Raw genomic sequence first — 17,841 nt, forward strand, 5'->3', positions numbered from 1 at the left:
CATGAGGATCGTGGTCGCCCTGGGAGGCAACGCGCTTTTGCGCCGGGGTCAGGAGATGACCGCGGCCAACCAGCGTGAGAATGCACGCATCGCCGCCGAGGCGCTTGCGCCCATCGGTGCGGCGGAAGAGCTGGTGGTCACACACGGCAACGGGCCCCAGGTGGGACTTCTGGCTCTCCAGGAAGCCGCCTACACGGATGTCGAGGAATATCCACTCGACGTTCTTGGTGCCGAGACCGAGGGCATGATCGGCTATATGATCGAGCAGGAGCTCGGTAATCTTCTGCCAATCGAGAAACCTCTGGCGACACTCCTGACCATGGTCGAGGTCGACCCTAAAGACGCGGCCTTCCAGGATCCGACAAAGTTCATTGGCCCGGTCTACGACAAGGAAACCATCGACGAGATGGCCGCAGAAAAAGGCTGGAGCGTAAAGCCGGACGGTGACAAGTGGCGCCGTGTGGTCCCCTCACCCTTGCCCAAGCGGATTTTTCAGGTCCGGCCAATCCGCTGGCTGCTCTCGGAAGGCACGATCGTCATTGCGGCTGGTGGCGGCGGAATTCCGACCATGTATGGCGCTGATGGCAAGCTGACTGGCGTTGAATGCGTGATCGACAAGGACCGCTGTTCCGCGCTCCTGGCAAAGGACATTGAGGCCGATGTCTTTGTCATGGCCACGGATGCGGATGCTGTCTATCTGGACTGGGGCACTGAAGATCAAAAGGCGATCCAGCGCGCAACGCCGGATGCCATGGATGCCTTTGATTTCCCGGCCGGTTCCATGGGGCCGAAGGTCGAGGCGGCACAGGATTTTGCGAGGGTCACCGGCAAGAAGAGTATCATCTGCGCACTTGCAGACGTGGCGGATGCCATCGCCGGCACCAAGGGCACAACCATTGCCGTGGACGCAGGAGAGATCACCTACCACGGTTGATTGCATTTCTGACCCAAAGCGGGTCCGGATCGAGTTAAGCTACTCCTAAAGCTCGCGCTCACAAGGCGACAGCGAGCGCCGGAGAAAGAGGGAAAAGCGATGCTGGTATCCCATACCCGGATTGTCGATATTGTCGGCGACATCATCCGGATCAAGGTTTCTGCAGATCGGAAGGCCAGCGAGGGACGGCCCTGTCTCGGCGATCTCGCCCTTGTGGAGACCGGCGACGGGTCCACGTCTCTTGCCCAGGTCATCAGCATCGACCGGGACATGGTCTCACTTCAGGTCAACTCCGGAACCAAGGGGCTGGCCAACAACGCGTCGGTCCGGTTCCTGGGAGAGGCCGCCAAGGTCACCTACTCCGACAACATTCTCGGCCGGGTTTTCGATGGAGCCGGTCAGCCGATCGACCGCGGCCCTGGTCTTTCCGGTGATCCAACGGTGCCAATTGGCGGACCTTCGGCCAATCCGATGAAACGGGTTCTTGCGTCGCGCATGATCCGCACCGACGTTCCCATGATCGACATCTTCAATTGCCTGGTCGAAAGCCAGAAGATCCCGATCTTCTCCGTTTCCGGGGAGCCTTATAACGCCTTTCTCGCGCGGATCGGGATCCAGGCCGACGCGGACATTGTAATCTTTGGCGGGCTCGGGTTGATCTTCGACGATTACGCCTTCTTTCGAAAACAGTTCGAGGATGCCGGCGTTTTCCCCAGAACCGTGATGTTCGTCAATCAGGCCTCCGATCCTGTGGTCGAACGTCTGCAGGTGCCAGACATGGCGCTGGCGGTGGCTGAAAAATTCGCAGTCGAGGAAGGCAAGCGCGTCCTCGTGTTGCTGACCGACATGACCGCCTTTGCTGACGCCTTGAAGGAAGTCTCGATCGCCATGGAGCGGGTTCCCGCAAACCGCGGCTATCCCGGAGATCTCTATTCACAGCTGGCACGCCGTTACGAGAAAGCTTGTGATTTCAAGGGATCCGGCTCGGTGACAATCCTGACCGTCACGACCATGCCGGGCAACGATCTGACCCATCCGGTTCCCGACAACACGGGCTATATCACCGAGGGGCAGTTCTACCTGCACAGTGGCGTTCTGGATCCCTTCGGGTCGCTTTCACGCCTCAAGCAGCATGTCATCGGCAAGGTGACCCGCGAAGACCACAATCAGATCATGAACACGATGATCCGCTTCTATTCTGGTGCCCGGGACGCCGAACAGAAGCAGTCGATGGCGTTTGAGCTGTCCGAGTATGACCATCAACTCCTGAAATTCGGGACCTTGTTCCGTGAGCGTTTCATGGACATTGATGTTTCCATGCCACTGGAGGAAGCGCTCGATCTGTGCTGGCAAACCCTGGCGGAGTGTTTCGAGCCAGGCCAGTTGCTGATGAAACAGGGCCTGATCGACACCTATTTTCCCAAGACCGGGTCCCAAAAAACAGATCCGAGCACCACGAGACCGCCTGAGGAAGCTGCCTGATGGCAAAGCTTGCGCTCAACAAGTCCTCTCTGGCCCGCGAGACGGCGCAACTCGCCGAGTTTCGGCGTTTCCTGCCATCGCTTGAACTCAAGCGGCTTCAGGTGATGGCCGAGCGTGCGAAGGCAAAAGAGGCCGTCGCGAGGTTAGACAAGGAATACTCTCAACTCTTCAGCCAGATTGCCGACAGCATACCCATGCTGGCCAATGAACAGGTGCCTCTCGATGGGCTGATTACCCTCCAGAATGTGGAGCGCGGCAGTCAGAACCTGTCAGGCACGATCCTGCCAACTCTCGGTGATGTTGAAATCGAGACAGCACCTTATTCGCGCCTTGCTCGGCCACATTGGGTCGACCCGGTGGTCAAGGCCCTGAAGGAACTTGTGACCTTCAACTTGAGGCGCGACGTGGCGCGCGAGAGGCTAGACCTGCTGATCGAGGCGGAGGCGGTCATTTCGCGCAGGGTCAACCTGTTCGAGAAAGTCCTCATCCCCCAAGCTGAGAAGAACATCAAGAAAATCCGCATGGCCCTGGCCGACGCGGAACGCGATGCAGTCGTGCGCGCCAAGATCTCGAAGCGCAAGACCGCCGCACGGGCCGCCGAAGAAAGGATGGCCGAGTTATGACCATCACGGCACTGAAAAAGGTCAGCCTGATCGGCATCCTGGAGGACAAGGATCAGGTTCTGGAGGCGGCGCAGGCCTTTGGACGCTTTCACCTTATTCCCCTGACCCCAGCGCAGCGGGATCTGGAGGCCATCCCAAGCGGCACAGGCCGGGAAGCGGTTGAAGCGCTCCGGTGGCTTACCGACGCCCCGGCACTGCGCCGATCAACCACGGATACCGACGACTTCGATCTTCCCCGGATTGTCGAGCGAACGCTTCTCAACAAGACAAATTTCAAGGCTTGCGAGGACAAGCGTGCCAAGCTGGTTCGCCGGATCAAGGACGTTCGCCCCTGGGGGCAGTTCGACTTCGCGGACCTGTCAGAAATCGGCGATTATCGGCTCTGGTTCTATGTGGTTCCGCTCGCCAAACTGAAGGCTGTTGATCCTTCCGACAAGATCATGGAGATCGTTCATCAGGACAAGTACCGCGCCTATGTTGTCCTGCTGGATCCGGACGAGCCACCGCTCGATGCCATGCCGGTGCCACGAGTTCATGTCGGCGAGGTATCTTTGTCGGAGTTGGAACACCGGCTGGAGCAAACTGAAGTCCGTCTTGAAGGTCTGGAACTGGAACGCCATGCGCTGACAAAATGGTGCGGTCTTTTGAATCAGCATCTGGCAGACGCCCGGGATCGGGCCGCACGAGGACGCGCGGCCTTGGAGACGGCAGACGACGAACGTATCTTTGTCCTGCAGGCTTGGGCTCCGGCGGCCGAAGAAGACGGTATCCGTGCGCTGTGCCAGCAGCTTGGCATTGCAGCCCATGTCGAGGATCCGGCAGAGGACGAGGACCCGCCAACGCTTCTTTCAAACCCGCCTGCTCTCGCGGCGGGCGAAGATCTGGTCCAGTTTTACCAAACCCCCGGATATCGGGACTGGGACCCGTCGATCGTCGTCTACCTGTCCTTCATCCTCTTCTTCGGCATGATCATGACCGACGCAGGCTACGGCTTGTTGCTGCTTGGCGCGCTCTATCTGTTCAAAAAGCGCTTCGGCACCTCGGCCGGAGCCTTGAGAATGTGGACCATGTCCGTCTGGTTGATGGTCTCTACGACAGCCTTCGGTGTGCTTACCGGCAGCTATTTCGGTGTTTCACCTCCGCCAGGAAGCCTGCTGGATCAGCTGAAGGTCATGCAGCTGGACGATGTCGAGACGATGATGAAAATCACGCTCACGATTGGCGTCGTCCACATCACGCTCGCCAACGTCGTGCGCGCTCTTCATGGCAACAGTTTGAGCGACCGCGCGGTTCCGATCGGATGGTCCCTCGTCGCCATTGGCGGCCTTTGCACCTTCCTCGGAGCCGAAACGCTTTTCGCGACGTTCGGTCCGGTCATGATCGTTGCGGGCCTGCTTTGCGTCGGATTTTTCGCAAGCGACCGCAAAGTGCACTCGATCAAGAGTGCTGGCCTTCGACTGTTCGACGCCTTTGCCGGGCTGGCGCGGATCGTCAACATTTTCTCCGATGTGCTCAGCTACATGCGCCTTTTCGCTCTCGGACTGGCTGCGGCCTCGCTGGCATCGACCATCAACGATCTTTCGGATCAGCTGCTGCATGCGGTTCCCGGCATCGGCCTGCTGATTGCGATCCTGGTGCTGGCCGTTGGCCATGCCATCAACATAGGCCTCGGGCTGATTGCCGGCGTCGTCCATGGCCTGAGACTGAATGTCATCGAATTTTTCAACTGGGGTTTGAAGGATGAAGGCACGCCCTTTCGTCCGTTCAAGAAAGAGGAGTCAGGCTTGTGAACGAATTCGTACTCGCCCTCGGATGGTTCGGGCTATACGCACCGGTCGCCCTGGGAGCCATCGGTAGCGCATGGGGATGTGCCCTGGGCGGCAGTGCAGCGATTGGCGCGATGCTCGACACGGATGGCGGTTATGGCCGTTTCATCGGTGTCTCGCTGATGCCGTCCTCTCAGGTGATCTACGGCATCGTCATCATGTTCACCTTGCAGCATGACGCCATGACGGCGGAAATCGGCGCGGCTACATTCGGCATCGGAATTCTCTCCGGCTTCGCCCTGCTTTTCACGGGCGTGCGGCAGGGCGAAGTCCTCGCGTCTGCCATTCATGCCTCCAAGGCCAAGCCCGAGATTTTCGGCGTTTCGCTTGCGCCTGCAGCGGTGCTGGAAGGCTTTTCGGTCTTTGCCCTGGTCTTCGCCCTGGTTCTTGCCGGATCCATACCCGGCTAGGAGGCCCTGATGACCCAGCATGACAAGCTGACAGCCACCGAAAATCCGGCAGGAGCCGGCGTGCAAGCCCTGATCGATCGCCTCAAGAGCGAGGGCATTTCGGCGGGACAGGCCGAGGCGGACGCACTTTTGGCAAACGCGGAAGCCAAGGCGCATGACATCGTCGCGCGCGCCGAAGCCGAAGCCAGCGCGATCCTGACGAAGGCTCGGACCGAGGCGGAGAAGGAGCAGGCTGCCACGCGCGACAGCCTGCAGATCGCAGCACGCGATCTTGTGCTCAATCTGCGCAATGAGCTCGAAACTCGAATAGAAGACGAAGCAGGACGCCTCGTATCATCGACCCTCAGCGATGAGGCCTTCCTGCAGAAGCTCATTATCGCCATGGCCGGAAAGGCTCGTGAAGCGGCGGCCATCGGCGCACACGACAAGATCGAGATCAGTCTGCCCGATCGCATCGTGACGTTCGAGGAGTTGAAGCAGTCGCCCGAAGCGGTCGAGCCCGGCACTCTCACTCATTTCGCCATTGCCCTGGCCGGTGACGTGCTGCGCAAGGGCGTGACTTTTTCCAGCGCACCCGGGTTTGACGGGATCAAGATCAAGGTTCAGGACCGGGACGTCAGTATCGATCTGACAGCGGAAGCGATTGCCGCCCTTTTAATCCAGCACTTGCAACCGCGCCTGCGCGCGATCATGGAAGGGGTTCTTCGCTAAGCCCATGTCCGAGCGCTTTCGCTATATCACCCTGGCCACCAGCTTGCCCCACCTTGGGACCCTGTTTTCCCAGGCAAAGGTACCGCTGTCAGAGTTTCGCCTGAAGCAGCGCGTCAAGATGCTGTCGCCTGACCACCAACGCCTGATGAACCGGGTGATCGAGGTGACGGCATGGTCGGGCGTTGTGCGCTTTTCGGATGACAAGGATGTCATTCGGCTGGCGAAAGCGGTCATTGATGAGCTTGAAGACAATCCAACACTTCAGGATCTTGTTCGCGCACGAATGGAAACGCGCACGACAATCGCTGCACTTCGGCGCCGACATGACGGACAAGAGGATGCCGGAACGATATCCGAATGGGGCTTTGGGCGCTGGTGCCGCCAGATTGAGACCCATTGGACAGATCCTGGTTTCGGCCTGTCGCATTTCATGCCCTGGATCTCCGAAGCCAACCGGCTGATCCAGGCAGACGAACATATCGCGATGGAACGTCTCGTGCTCGGCGAGGTCTTTTCGCAGCTCGATCAAAGTGGTGCGTGGCATGAGTTCGATTTCGAAGCGGTCGTCATCTACGTCCTGCGCTGGATCATCGTCGACCGCTGGTCGCGCTACAGCACCGACGCAGCACGTGGACGTCTTGAAACCCTTGTCGGCGACATCCTGGCGCCCCCAACAGCTGCAGATACGGCGCAAGTGAACCCGCGCCCCGAGGAGGTCCTTTCATGACCAGTCATGTCACTCTGCCAGATCCAAGCGCTGAAATCATCGCCGTCCAGGATGATCTGGTGACACTTGCGCCGCTCGCAGACCATCCCCTGATCAAAAACGAGGTGGTCTACATCATCCCCCACGGACCTGAACGTGAAGGGCGGCCAACGGAATATCTGAAGGCGGAAGTGCTTCGCGTGCGCGGCAAGACCGCAGAGGCCCAGGTATTTGAAAGCACAAGCGGTGTGCGGATTGGCGACAAAGTCATCCAGACCGGTGAGATGCTCTCAGTGGCACTCGGCCCCGGCCTTCTGAGCACCGTCTTTGACGGATTGCAAAACCCTCTGGCGGATATCGCCGCCCAACACGGTTTTTTCCTACCGCGTGGCGTGCTGACCAATGCGCTCGACACTGCTCGCAAATGGGCGTTCGAACCGGCCGTAAAATCCGGCGACCTGGTCCGGGCCGGTGACGTGCTTGGCAAGGTGCCGGAGGGACGCTTCGAGCACCGGATCATGGTCCCCTTCTCGCTCAAGGGACGATGGTCCGTGGAGCGCGTGCGGGAAGGCAGCTACACCATTGATGAGATCGTGGTGACGCTGAAGGATGATCGCGGCCAGACACGTGACCTGACCATGGTCCAGCACTGGCCGGTGCGCCGCGCTATCCCCGACGCCATGGTCTCAGCCGGTCAGAGTGAACGGCTGTACCCTTCCGAGCCGCTGATCACGACCCTGCGCCTGATCGATACGTTCTTCCCGATTGCTCGTGGTGGCATGGGCTGTATCCCTGGTCCTTTCGGTGCCGGAAAGACTGTGTTGCAGTCGCTGATTTCCAGGTTTTCTGCGGTGAATATCGTGATCGTTGTTGCCTGCGGTGAACGTGCTGGCGAGGTCGTGGAGACGATCACCGAATTTCCGCAACAGTCCGACCCGTCGGGCGATGGCACACTGATGGATCGAACCGTCATCATCTGCAATACCTCGTCCATGCCAGTGGCGGCACGCGAGGCTTCGATTTATACAGGCATCACACTCGGCGAATATTACAGGCAGATGGGGTTTGATGTGCTGTTGATCGCTGACAGTACGTCGCGCTGGGCGCAGGCCATGCGCGAAACGTCTGGCCGCCTTGAAGAAATTCCTGGCGAAGAAGCCTTCCCGGCCTATCTGGATTCGGCGATCAAGGGCATCTACGAGCGCGCCGGGGTCCTGACCAATGCCGAGGGTGAAACCGGCAGCCTGACCATGATCGGCACCGTTTCTCCTGCTGGCGGCAACTTCGAGGAACCGGTTACCCAGTCTACCCTCGGCACCGTCAAGACCTTTCTCGGCCTGTCCGCCGAGCGGGCCTACAAGCGGTTCTACCCGGCCGTCGACCCACTGTTGTCCTGGTCCCGCTATCACGCACAGCTCGGCGATTGGTATCAGGAGAACATTGGTCCGGACTGGGTCGCACGTGTTGAAGAGATGATTGAGCTGCTCGGACGCGGCGACGAGATCAGCCGAATGATGCAGGTCACAGGCGAAGAAGGCATCTCCACAGACGACTTCGTCGTTCAGCAAAAGGCACTGTTCCTGGATATGGTCTACCTGCAGCAGGATGCATTCGACGATGTTGATGCGTCCGCCCCCTTGGCCCGACAGCAGGAGACATTCGATCTGGTTTATCGGATCGCAACGCGGCATTTTGCGTTCGATGACAAGGATGCAGTTCGCAAATCCTTCACCGAACTGACCTCCCTGTTCAAGAATCTCAATTATGCTGCCGACGGGTCCAAGGAACGAACCGGCCTGATTTCGCAGATCAAGACCCTTGTCGGCGACCTGCCGACTGCGCAATAAGTTTGTGGCACAGATGAACCGTCGGCATTGACCGGCATTCGCTCAAAGTGGTTTTAAAAGTGCGCCGTTTCCAGGTGCCCATGGGTTTGTTTTAGAATGACAATTTTGATTACCGGCGGAGCTGGCTATATCGGCTCGCATTGTTGCGTCACATTTCTGGAAGCCGGCCACGATGTGGTGGTGGTCGACAATCTGAGCAACTCGCGCGCCGAAAGCCTGAAGCGCGTTGAGTCGATTACAGGGCAGAAGGTCAAATACGAAGAGGCGGATATCCGCGACCGTTCGGCCCTTGAAGACATCATGACCCGCTACAAATGCACCGCCGTGGTGCATTTTGCCGGGCTCAAGGCTGTCGGCGAATCCGTCGCCAAGCCGCTTGAGTACTATGAGAACAACGTCATCGGCACTCATAGCCTTTTGAGCGCGATGGAGACCGTCGGTGTTCACAGACTGATTTTCTCCTCTTCCGCCACGGTTTACGGTGAACCTCAGTTCCTGCCGCTGACGGAAAGCCACCCGACGGGTCCGGTCAATCCATATGGACGAACCAAGCTAATGGTCGAGGAGATGCTGCGCGACCTGGCGGCGAGCGACCCGAAGTGGCGTTTTACGATCCTGCGCTATTTCAATCCGGTGGGCGCCCATTCAAGCGGTCTGATCGGGGAGAACCCGCTCGGAATACCCAACAATCTCATGCCCTTTATCACTCAGGTGGCTGATGGCCGGCGCGAGCAGCTTTCCGTCTTTGGCGACGACTATGACACGGCCGACGGCACTGGAATTCGCGATTACATCCATGTGGTCGACCTGGTGGAAGGGCATCTGAAAGCCCATGAGGCGCTTTCCAATCTGACAGGTGCTGACAATTGTCTCACCGTCAATCTTGGCACGGGCAACGGCTATTCTGTATTGCAGATGGTCAGGGCGTTTGAACGCTCCTCCAACAAGAGCATCCCCTACACGATCGCACCGCGCCGAGAAGGCGATGTCGCAGAATGCTATGCCGACACGAGCAAGGCGGACCAAAAGCTTTCCTGGGCGGCCCAGAAAGACCTGGAAGCCATGTGTCACGACACCTGGAATTGGGTTTGCAAGAACCCGAGGGGATACGAGGACTGACGGACGTCTGCCCTCCGGATTGTACAAAAGACAACGACCGTACCAAGCTACTTTCAACGTGCTCATCGCGACTGAAAGACGCGCCCGGTTCTGGCAATCTCTGCCTTGCGAATGCCTGCCTGCGATGTTACTTAATTACATGTTATAAAATAACGTGACATTCGTTGGAGAGTTCCTTGTCCGCTTCAAATCCCCGTTTCTCGAAGCTGCCCGGCAGAAAAGCCCTGATCGCCGCAGGCCTGTTTGCCACGACACTTCTAGCCGGATCCTTCGCCCACGCCGAACCGCGTGTCGTGACGACAATCAAGCCAATTCACTCGCTGGTGTCAGGTGTGATGGAGGGCGTAGCAACGCCTGACATCCTGATAGATGGTGCCGCGTCACCCCATGGTTTTGCTCTGAAACCTTCGCAGGCTGCGCAGCTGCAGGATGCCGATCTGGTATTCTGGGTCGGAGAAAGCATGGAGACAGCCCTTGCCAAGGCACTGACATCAGTTGCCGGCAATGCCGAAGTCATCGAACTCATGGAAGCGCCCGGACTGACCCTGCTGCCCTATCGTACGAGCGCAGGTTTCGGCGCGCATGACCATGGCGATCACGGCCACGATCACGGCGAAGATGATCATGACGACGACGATGATCACGCGCATGACAAGCACGACGAAGACCATGATGATGATCATGCGCATGGTCACGATGACCATGACAAAGATCACGACGAGCACGAGGAACATGCAGACGGCCATGATGGTCATGACCACGATCATGATGATGATGATCATAAACATGATGAACATGAGCATGATGATCACGCCAAGGATCATGACGACCATGACGAAGGGCATGACCACGCTGCTGGCCATGATGGCCATGACCACGATGGGATGGACGCGCACATCTGGCTAGATCCAAACAATGCGCTGGCAATGATTGACGTCATTGTGGCAGAACTTGCAGAAAACGACGCTGAAAATGCCGACGCATATGCAGCGAACGCAGACGCGATGAAAAAGCGGATCACAGAGCTGACCGCTGAAATCGACAACGAGCTTGCAGATATCCGCGGACGCCCCTTTGTCGTGTTCCACGATGCCTATCACTACTTTGAGGACCGCTTTTCGGTCCAGGCTGCAGGCGCCATCACTCTTAATCCGGAAACACCTGCCGGTGCCGACCGGATTTCCGAAGTCCGCGAGACCATCAAGGATCTGGGCGTTGTCTGCGTCTTTTCCGAGCCTCAGTTCACGCCCAAGCTCGTGAACGTTGTTCTGGAAGGATCCAACGCAAAAACTGCTGTTCTCGACCCCCTCGGCACAGGCATCGAAAACGGTCCTGGTCTTTACGAAGCCCTGTTGCGCAAAACGGCAGCTTCAATGAACGATTGCCTCTCGTAAGACGGCAGCCGACAGAAGCAAGATAGGCATACCGCCACACAAGAAAGGCCGCGTCCCATTGGGACGCGGCCTTTTTTCTTTTCCTGGAAAGTACTGAGAGGACGAGGCTTATCCGCGTGCCTTGTCCGTCGCCTCAAGTGCCTTGATCAGGTAACGATCGCGATCATAGACATCGGCGAAGTAATCGACTTCACCGTCCATATTCGGCCAGGCCGTGAAATAGGAAACATAGACCGGGATATCGCCACCGACCTTTTCCTGGGCGTTTTGACCCTGACCGATCCGTGTCGAGACATAATCCTTGGACTTGCCAAGAACAGCTGCCGCCATCGCCTTTGGATCATGCAGGCGAATGCAGCCATGGCTGAATGCACGCATGTCCTTCTTGAACAGGCTCTTGGACGGTGTGTCGTGCATGTAGATGTGATGTTTGTTCGGGAAGAGGATCTTCACCTCACCAAGCGCATTGCTGCGGCCCGGGTACTGGCGAACATTCACAGAGGACTTCTTTGCTGCCACCGAATACCAGTCGATGCTGGCCGAGGAGACTTTTTTGCCGCCGACAGTCGTCACTTCATATCCCGACCGATCAAGGTAGCTTGGGTCCTTGGCCAGTTTCGGGATCATTTCATTGACGATGATCGAGTAGGGAACGCCCCAATATGGATTGTACTCAACCACTTCGATCGTGTCGTAGAAGAAGTTGGTCTGGTTGGATTTTTTGCCAACGACGACGCGCATGGACAGCGGATCTTCACCCGGAGCTGTATAGGTCGCGGTGAAGGCCGGCTGGTTGATGAAGACCTTGCGCTCACCCAGGTCCTCAGGCAGCCAACGGCTGCGCTCCATGGCCAGTTCGACCTTCGAGATTTTGGCTTCGTTGGTAACTCCGACCATGGCCCGAATGGAGTTTTTGCCGACGATGCCATCCGCGGACAGACCGTTTTCCTTCTGGAAGGACTTCACAAGAGCAACCAGTTCAGGCGTGTAGTCCTCGCCATCCTGATAGGCATCGAGCGTCGCAGCGTGTTCCAGCTTCAGCTCGTCACTACCGTTCTTCTTGACGGCAGCGACCACATTCTTCATCTCCGGGCTGGCCTTGCCCGGCTTGAGGAAGGTACCCGGAGCGATGACGATCCGGTCTTCTTCATGATCCTGCGAGCGGAGCTCGGCCAGCTCATCTTTCAGAGCCTTGAAATGCGCGCTTTGAGGCTGATGTCCTTCAATCGAGGTCTGTGCATTGGCAGCAGAAACAATCTGCTCCATTGCTGCGACCAAGTCAGGCTTGTGTCTCGGTAGGTCGTGATAGCCGGAAATCCGATTGGGATCGACGCGGCCACGCTCGGCATCAAGAATGTAGGTCATGACCGCAGACGTCATTTGCATCTCGAATGCCATGACTGCCGTGTCCCGTTCTGCGCCTGCAAGACCCGAGAGGTCTGGCAATGCAACCTGGTAATCCGTGCTGTCGAGACCAAAATCGGCGGCGTTTTCGAGGGCCAAAAGCGCTTCCATCGCCTTGGCAGTCGGAGCTCCATCCTCGATCCAGACGAAATTGGGATGCTCGCGGTAAAATGCCTTCAGGCCTTCCGCCACTTCGGGCAATGCCTCGATCGACATGGACTTGAGCGCCGGACGTGCTTCATCGAAAGGCGTCAGAACGATTGGCGCGCCGTCCAGTTCGCTCACACTCTCCTGCCCCGTGCCCGCGTCTGTTGCGGGTGCTTCAACCGCAGCGGTATTGACCTTGGAGAGGTCGGTCAGAGACACACTTTTCAGGCGATCGGGCTTGTACGTGAAATATTTGGGCGAGGAGACCCGAACCTTGATTGCCTTCTTTCGCTCGAGTTCCTCTTTCGCCTTCAACTCGCGCAGCCGCGCACCTTCCGGATTGAAGAGACGCTGGAAGAAGCCCTGGGCGTCTGCATCGGAGACCGACAGGGGCAGCATGACACCGGACACGCCAACGGACAGGACGCTGGCAAGTAATGCGGACGCGAGCCGGTTCCGGCCGCCAGCCTCAGGCGCCTTTCCCTCTCGCACGTATCGGGCTTTCATCAGGTCACATGGTGCCAAGCTGTTCATTTCGTTTCGCCTTGATCGAAAGGCCGTTTGCCGAGCCTGAAATGGCCGGCCCAAACGGCGTTCATCCATAAATATTTGCCACGCCTCATGCCTGCCCCGACATCAGCGCATTTCACTTTTCAGTTTAGAACCGGAAACAGCCCACTCGCTTCCAATCCTGCCGCAACATGACGCCAAATACACGCACCATCACACGGCAACCAACTTCAACGTCTTTACTATACCAATGCAGGTCAGCTGGTTAAGGGCGTTTATGACAACAAGCAGCTCGCTTCACGATGCTGTGACCCAAATGCCGCGATCAGACGCGTGCTGCCGCCATTTTCGCCAGCCCTCCAGATGCAAAAAAGCCGGACAGGCCAATGCCCATCCGGCCAATTCGCAACTGAACCGTCGAATCAGAACGGAATTTCGTCGTCCATAGGACCGGCACCGCCGCCCTGCGGGCCGCCATATCCGCCGCCACCGGACGCGCCACCTCCGTAGCCGCTACCGGATCCACCAGCAGAACCACCGCCGGATCCTCCGCCATAGTCGCCGCCGCCAGAGCCACCACCATAACCACCGCCAGATCCGCCGCCGTAGCCGCCACCGCCTTCGCTACCGCCCTCACCGCGGCCATCGAGCATGGTCAGCGTCGAGTTGAAGCCCTGCAGGACGACCTCCGTCGAATACTTGTCCTGTCCGGACTGGTCCTGCCACTTGCGCGTCTGCAGCTGCCCCTCGAGGTAGACCTTGGATCCCTTGCGCAGATATTGCTCAGCGACCTTGCACAGTCCTTCATTGAAGATGACAACGCGGTGCCATTCCGTCTTTTCCCGGCGTTCGCCGCTTCCCCGGTCGCGCCAGGTTTCAGACGTTGCGATGCGCAGATTTGCGATCGGACGCCCGTCCTGCGTGCGGCGGATTTCGGGATCAGCTCCCAGGTTTCCGACCAGAATGACCTTGTTGACGCTACCCGCCATGACGCAAACTCCTTCGTCCGTGATCGACCCTGCAGCTTGTAAGCACTGTCCGCAGACGACCAAACCTGGCCGACCTGCGGATGCGGCGTGGCTGCTTGCCGACCCTTCGCTCCTGTTGTTTTCCCGAACCTAGACCGATCAGGCAGCCGTCGCGGGATGTTTTCCCGCGTCAGGCGGCCTTTTCCACAAGGCGCTGGGCCTTTTGCAAGCCGACAAAGCGGTTCCTCGAGTGCGAACAGCTGCCAACAGGCACCTATTTATAAATTCACCCAACCGCAAAAGCCAAAATAAAAGACAGAATGTTCTTCTTTTGTTTCTTTAGCAGGAATTGTCAGGAAGTGAAAGAAGCGGGCTGTTTTCCACTTGCACATGGCGCTCCGTTCCACATATGTTCCCATACGTTGCATGCCTTTTTCGCCGCGCCTGCCAGCTTACGACTGGGTCAGCGCCACCTCATACGCATGTGCATGGTGGCGCAGGCGATCTAAGTTGCTATATGCGTCGTAAGCATTGGCGCAATCCGGTCGTCGTGAAACGACAGGATCAAGCCTTTCTGCCCGTTTCCTAACGTGTGCAGACCAACACATTCGAATTGACCGCCGCAAACATCGCCCGACCGGTCACATCAGGGACGTTTACCGCATGACCAAGAACGCCTCAGGAAGCCGCCCCGGCGCCACAGCATTTGACCCGACACGGGTTATTTCGGTGCGCGGAGCGCGTGAGCACAATCTGAAAGGCGTCGACCTGGACCTTCCGCGGGACAAACTGATCGTCATGACCGGACTGTCGGGCTCAGGAAAATCCTCACTCGCGTTCGATACGATCTACGCCGAGGGTCAGCGCCGATATGTCGAAAGTCTGTCCGCCTACGCGAGACAGTTCCTCGAGATGATGCAAAAGCCGGACGTCGATCAGATCGACGGCCTGTCCCCCGCCATCTCCATCGAGCAAAAGACGACCTCACGCAATCCGCGCTCGACCGTGGGCACGGTGACCGAGATCTACGATTACATGCGGCTGCTCTTCGCGCGCGTGGGCATTCCGTATTCACCGGCGACAGGGCTGCCAATCGAGAGCCAGACGGTGAGCCAGATGGTTGACCGGATCATGGAGCTTGAAGAAGGCACACGACTGTTCCTGCTGGCGCCAATCGTGCGTGGCCGCAAGGGCGAGTATCGCAAGGAACTCGCCGAGCTGATGAAAAAGGGCTTCCAGCGGGTCAAGATCGACGGTGCCTTCCACGAGATCTCTGAAGCCCCTGCCCTCGACAAGAAATACAAGCACGATATTGATATAGTCGTGGACAGAATAGTCGTGCGCGATGATATCGCGGGCCGCCTTGCGGACTCCATCGAAACCGCGCTTGGTTTGGCAGACGGAATCGCGATTGCCGAGTTTGCGGACAAGCCGCTGGACGCACCTGCAAAAGGCGCTGTCTTGCAGAACCAGAACGAAACCCACGAGCGGTTGGTGTTCTCGGAAAAATTCGCATGCCCGGTGTCCGGCTTCACGATTGAGGAAGTCGAACCCAGGCTGTTTTCCTTCAACAATCCTTTTGGCGCATGCCCAACGTGTGACGGACTGGGGACCAAGCTGGCGTTCGAGGCCGATTTAGTCGTACCCGATCAATCTTTGTCATTACGTGAGGGCGCGATATTGCCCTGGGCGAAAACCGGCTCAACATCGCCCTATTACAATCAGACACTTGAGGCCCTTTGCCACCATTTCGACATCTCCATGGCGACGCCCTGGAGAGACCTTCCGAAGGAAGCTCAAGACGGCATTCTGTTCGGCACAGGCAAGACGAAGATCGAGTTCGTCTATGATGACGGCGTGCGCAGCTACCGTGCTGCAAAAGCCTTCGAAGGCGTCATCGGCAACATTGAACGCCGCTGGCGCGAGACGGAATCGAACTGGGTGCGCGAGGAGCTGGCACGGTTTCAGTCGGACCACGACTGTCCGTCCTGCGGCGGATACAGGCTCAAACCCGAAGCCCTGGCCGTCAAGATCGCCGACCGGCATATTGGTCAGATCACCGAACTTTCGATCCGCGATGCGGCTCTCTGGTTCAACGATCTGCCGGAAAAATTAAGTCAGAAACAGGAAGAAATCGCCGGGCGCATTCTCAAGGAAATCCGCGACAGGCTGAAATTTCTCAATGATGTCGGACTGGAATACCTGAGCATGTCCCGTTCGTCAGGCACGCTTTCGGGCGGGGAAAGCCAGCGTATTCGCCTTGCCTCCCAAATCGGCTCCGGATTGACGGGCGTTCTTTACGTACTCGACGAACCCTCCATTGGCCTGCACCAGCGGGACAATGCACGGCTGATCGAGACACTCAAGCATCTGCGCGACCTCGGCAACACGGTCATTGTCGTCGAACATGACGAGGATGCCGTATTGACGGCTGACCATGTCGTGGATGTGGGGCCCGGCGCCGGCGTACACGGCGGCGAGATCATCGCGACGGGCACACCTGCGGATGTCATGGCCAATCCAAAATCCCTCACCGGACAGTATCTGTCCGGCGCAAAGACCATCCCCCAGCCGGATGAACGGCGCAAGATCAACAAGAAGCGAAAGCTGTCTGTGGTAGGCGCGAGGGGAAACAACCTCAAGGATGTGAGCGTTGATGTGCCGCTTGGCACTTTCACCTGTGTGACCGGCGTTTCCGGCGGCGGCAAATCGACGTTCCTCATCGATACGCTGTTCAAGTCGGCTGCGCGGCGCCTTAATGGCGCCCGCGAAAATCCTGCGCCGCACGACCGGATCGATGGACTGGAACATCTCGATAAGGTCATCGATATCGACCAGTCGCCAATCGGGCGGACACCTCGCTCGAACCCGGCAACCTACACAGGCGCATTCACTCCGATCCGAGAATGGTTTGCCGGCATGCCTGAAGCCAAGGCGCGCGGCTATCAGCCGGGCAGGTTCTCATTCAACGTGAAGGGTGGACGCTGTGAGGCCTGTCAGGGCGACGGTGTCATCAAGATCGAGATGCACTTCCTTCCGGACGTCTATGTGACGTGTGACGTCTGCAAGGGAAAGCGCTACAATCGCGAAACACTGGAAGTCCAGTTCAAGGGCAAGTCGATTGCCGATGTGCTCGACATGACCGTTGAGGAAGCCGCAGGCTTTTTCTCTGCGGTGCCCTCTGTTCGCGACAAGATGGAGACCCTGGCACGGGTCGGCCTCGGCTATATCAAGGTCGGGCAGCAGGCAACGACGCTTTCCGGCGGCGAAGCACAGCGGGTAAAACTGGCGAAAGAGTTGTCGCGGCGATCGACCGGACGCACCCTCTATATTCTGGATGAGCCGACCACAGGTCTGCATTTCCATGACGTCGCAAAACTGCTGGATGTTCTCCATGAGCTGGTCGACCAGGGCAACAGCGTTCTGGTCATCGAGCACAATCTTGAGGTGATCAAGACAGCCGACTGGATCATCGATCTTGGCCCGGAGGGCGGGGACGGCGGTGGAACGATCGTGGCAACCGGACGACCGGAGGATGTCGCACGCGTCGAGGCCAGCTACACAGGCAAGTTCCTCGCGGAGCTTCTCGACCGGCGGCCATTGAAAGCCACCGACGCGGCCGAGTGATATCGCAACGCAGCAATTTACTGTAGATCACTGTTTCCATTGCAAAATATTTGTTCAATTGCGTATTATTGTGACAGTCTTATGTTGCAATGCACTGGGCGCATGACAGTCATGCGCTATTTGCGCTTCTTTT

13 protein-coding genes are annotated in these 17,841 nt (G+C 58.1%); 11 read left to right on the forward strand and 2 right to left on the reverse strand.

Annotated features, from left to right (window positions below; translation table 11 throughout):
- Nucleotide 1 precedes the first annotated feature (1 nt).
- The 10 genes from arcC to ABJZ52_RS20350 all read left to right on the forward strand — a co-directional run bounded on the left by arcC (nt 2) and on the right by ABJZ52_RS20350 (nt 11,052).
- Nucleotides 2–934, forward strand: a complete 933-nt coding sequence (arcC, locus tag ABJZ52_RS20305) for a carbamate kinase (protein ID WP_348190583.1) — start codon at nt 2–4, stop codon at nt 932–934.
- 99 nt (nt 935–1,033) lie between these two features.
- Nucleotides 1,034–2,416 (forward strand): V-type ATP synthase subunit B, encoded by a 1,383-nt coding sequence (locus ABJZ52_RS20310; RefSeq protein WP_348190586.1) that lies wholly within the window; start codon nt 1,034–1,036, stop codon nt 2,414–2,416.
- Nucleotides 2,416–3,039 (forward strand): V-type ATP synthase subunit D, encoded by a 624-nt coding sequence (locus ABJZ52_RS20315; RefSeq protein WP_348190589.1) that lies wholly within the window; start codon nt 2,416–2,418, stop codon nt 3,037–3,039. Before ABJZ52_RS20310 ends, ABJZ52_RS20315 begins: the two co-directional genes overlap by 1 nt.
- On the forward strand, nt 3,036–4,829 hold the full coding sequence (locus tag ABJZ52_RS20320) for a V-type ATP synthase subunit I (protein WP_348190592.1): 1,794 nt from the start codon (nt 3,036–3,038) through the stop codon (nt 4,827–4,829). The genes ABJZ52_RS20315 and ABJZ52_RS20320 overlap by 4 nt, the downstream gene beginning before the upstream one ends.
- A complete protein-coding gene (locus ABJZ52_RS20325; protein WP_153769282.1) occupies nt 4,826–5,275 on the forward strand; it encodes an ATP synthase subunit C in 450 nt (149 codons plus the stop codon). Before ABJZ52_RS20320 ends, ABJZ52_RS20325 begins: the two co-directional genes overlap by 4 nt.
- Nucleotides 5,276–5,284: 9 nt before the next feature.
- The gene (locus tag ABJZ52_RS20330) at nt 5,285–5,986 is read left to right on the forward strand and encodes a hypothetical protein (RefSeq protein WP_348190596.1); all 702 of its coding nucleotides are present in this window, start codon (nt 5,285–5,287) and stop codon (nt 5,984–5,986) included.
- 4 nt (nt 5,987–5,990) lie between these two features.
- Nucleotides 5,991–6,713 (forward strand): hypothetical protein, encoded by a 723-nt coding sequence (locus ABJZ52_RS20335; protein ID WP_348190599.1) that lies wholly within the window; start codon nt 5,991–5,993, stop codon nt 6,711–6,713.
- A complete protein-coding gene (locus ABJZ52_RS20340) occupies nt 6,710–8,539 on the forward strand; it encodes a V-type ATP synthase subunit A (RefSeq protein WP_348190602.1) in 1,830 nt (609 codons plus the stop codon). The genes ABJZ52_RS20335 and ABJZ52_RS20340 overlap by 4 nt, the downstream gene beginning before the upstream one ends.
- Before the next feature lie 96 nt (nt 8,540–8,635).
- Complete coding sequence (galE, locus tag ABJZ52_RS20345; protein ID WP_348190605.1) at nt 8,636–9,658, forward strand: UDP-glucose 4-epimerase GalE; 1,023 nt, start codon at nt 8,636–8,638, stop codon at nt 9,656–9,658.
- Nucleotides 9,659–9,834: 176 nt separating this feature from the next.
- The gene (locus ABJZ52_RS20350) at nt 9,835–11,052 is read left to right on the forward strand and encodes a zinc ABC transporter substrate-binding protein (RefSeq protein ID WP_348190608.1); all 1,218 of its coding nucleotides are present in this window, start codon (nt 9,835–9,837) and stop codon (nt 11,050–11,052) included.
- Between the two features lie 108 nt (nt 11,053–11,160).
- Here ABJZ52_RS20350 and ABJZ52_RS20355 read toward each other — a convergent pair whose 3' ends face one another.
- Both ABJZ52_RS20355 and ABJZ52_RS20360 read right to left on the reverse strand, forming a co-directional pair.
- Nucleotides 11,161–13,137 (reverse strand): L,D-transpeptidase family protein, encoded by a 1,977-nt coding sequence (locus ABJZ52_RS20355; RefSeq protein ID WP_348190610.1) that lies wholly within the window; start codon nt 13,135–13,137, stop codon nt 11,161–11,163.
- Between the two features lie 398 nt (nt 13,138–13,535).
- A complete protein-coding gene (locus ABJZ52_RS20360) occupies nt 13,536–14,102 on the reverse strand; it encodes a single-stranded DNA-binding protein (RefSeq protein ID WP_348190613.1) in 567 nt (188 codons plus the stop codon).
- 642 nt (nt 14,103–14,744) lie between these two features.
- On the opposite strand from ABJZ52_RS20360, the gene uvrA reads away from it, so the two are divergent.
- A complete protein-coding gene (gene uvrA, locus ABJZ52_RS20365) occupies nt 14,745–17,708 on the forward strand; it encodes an excinuclease ABC subunit UvrA (protein ID WP_348190616.1) in 2,964 nt (987 codons plus the stop codon).
- Nucleotides 17,709–17,841: the final 133 nt, after the last annotated feature.

It is taken from the genome of Roseibium sp., from assembly GCF_039982295.1.
GTDB lineage: Bacteria > Pseudomonadota > Alphaproteobacteria > Rhizobiales > Stappiaceae > Roseibium.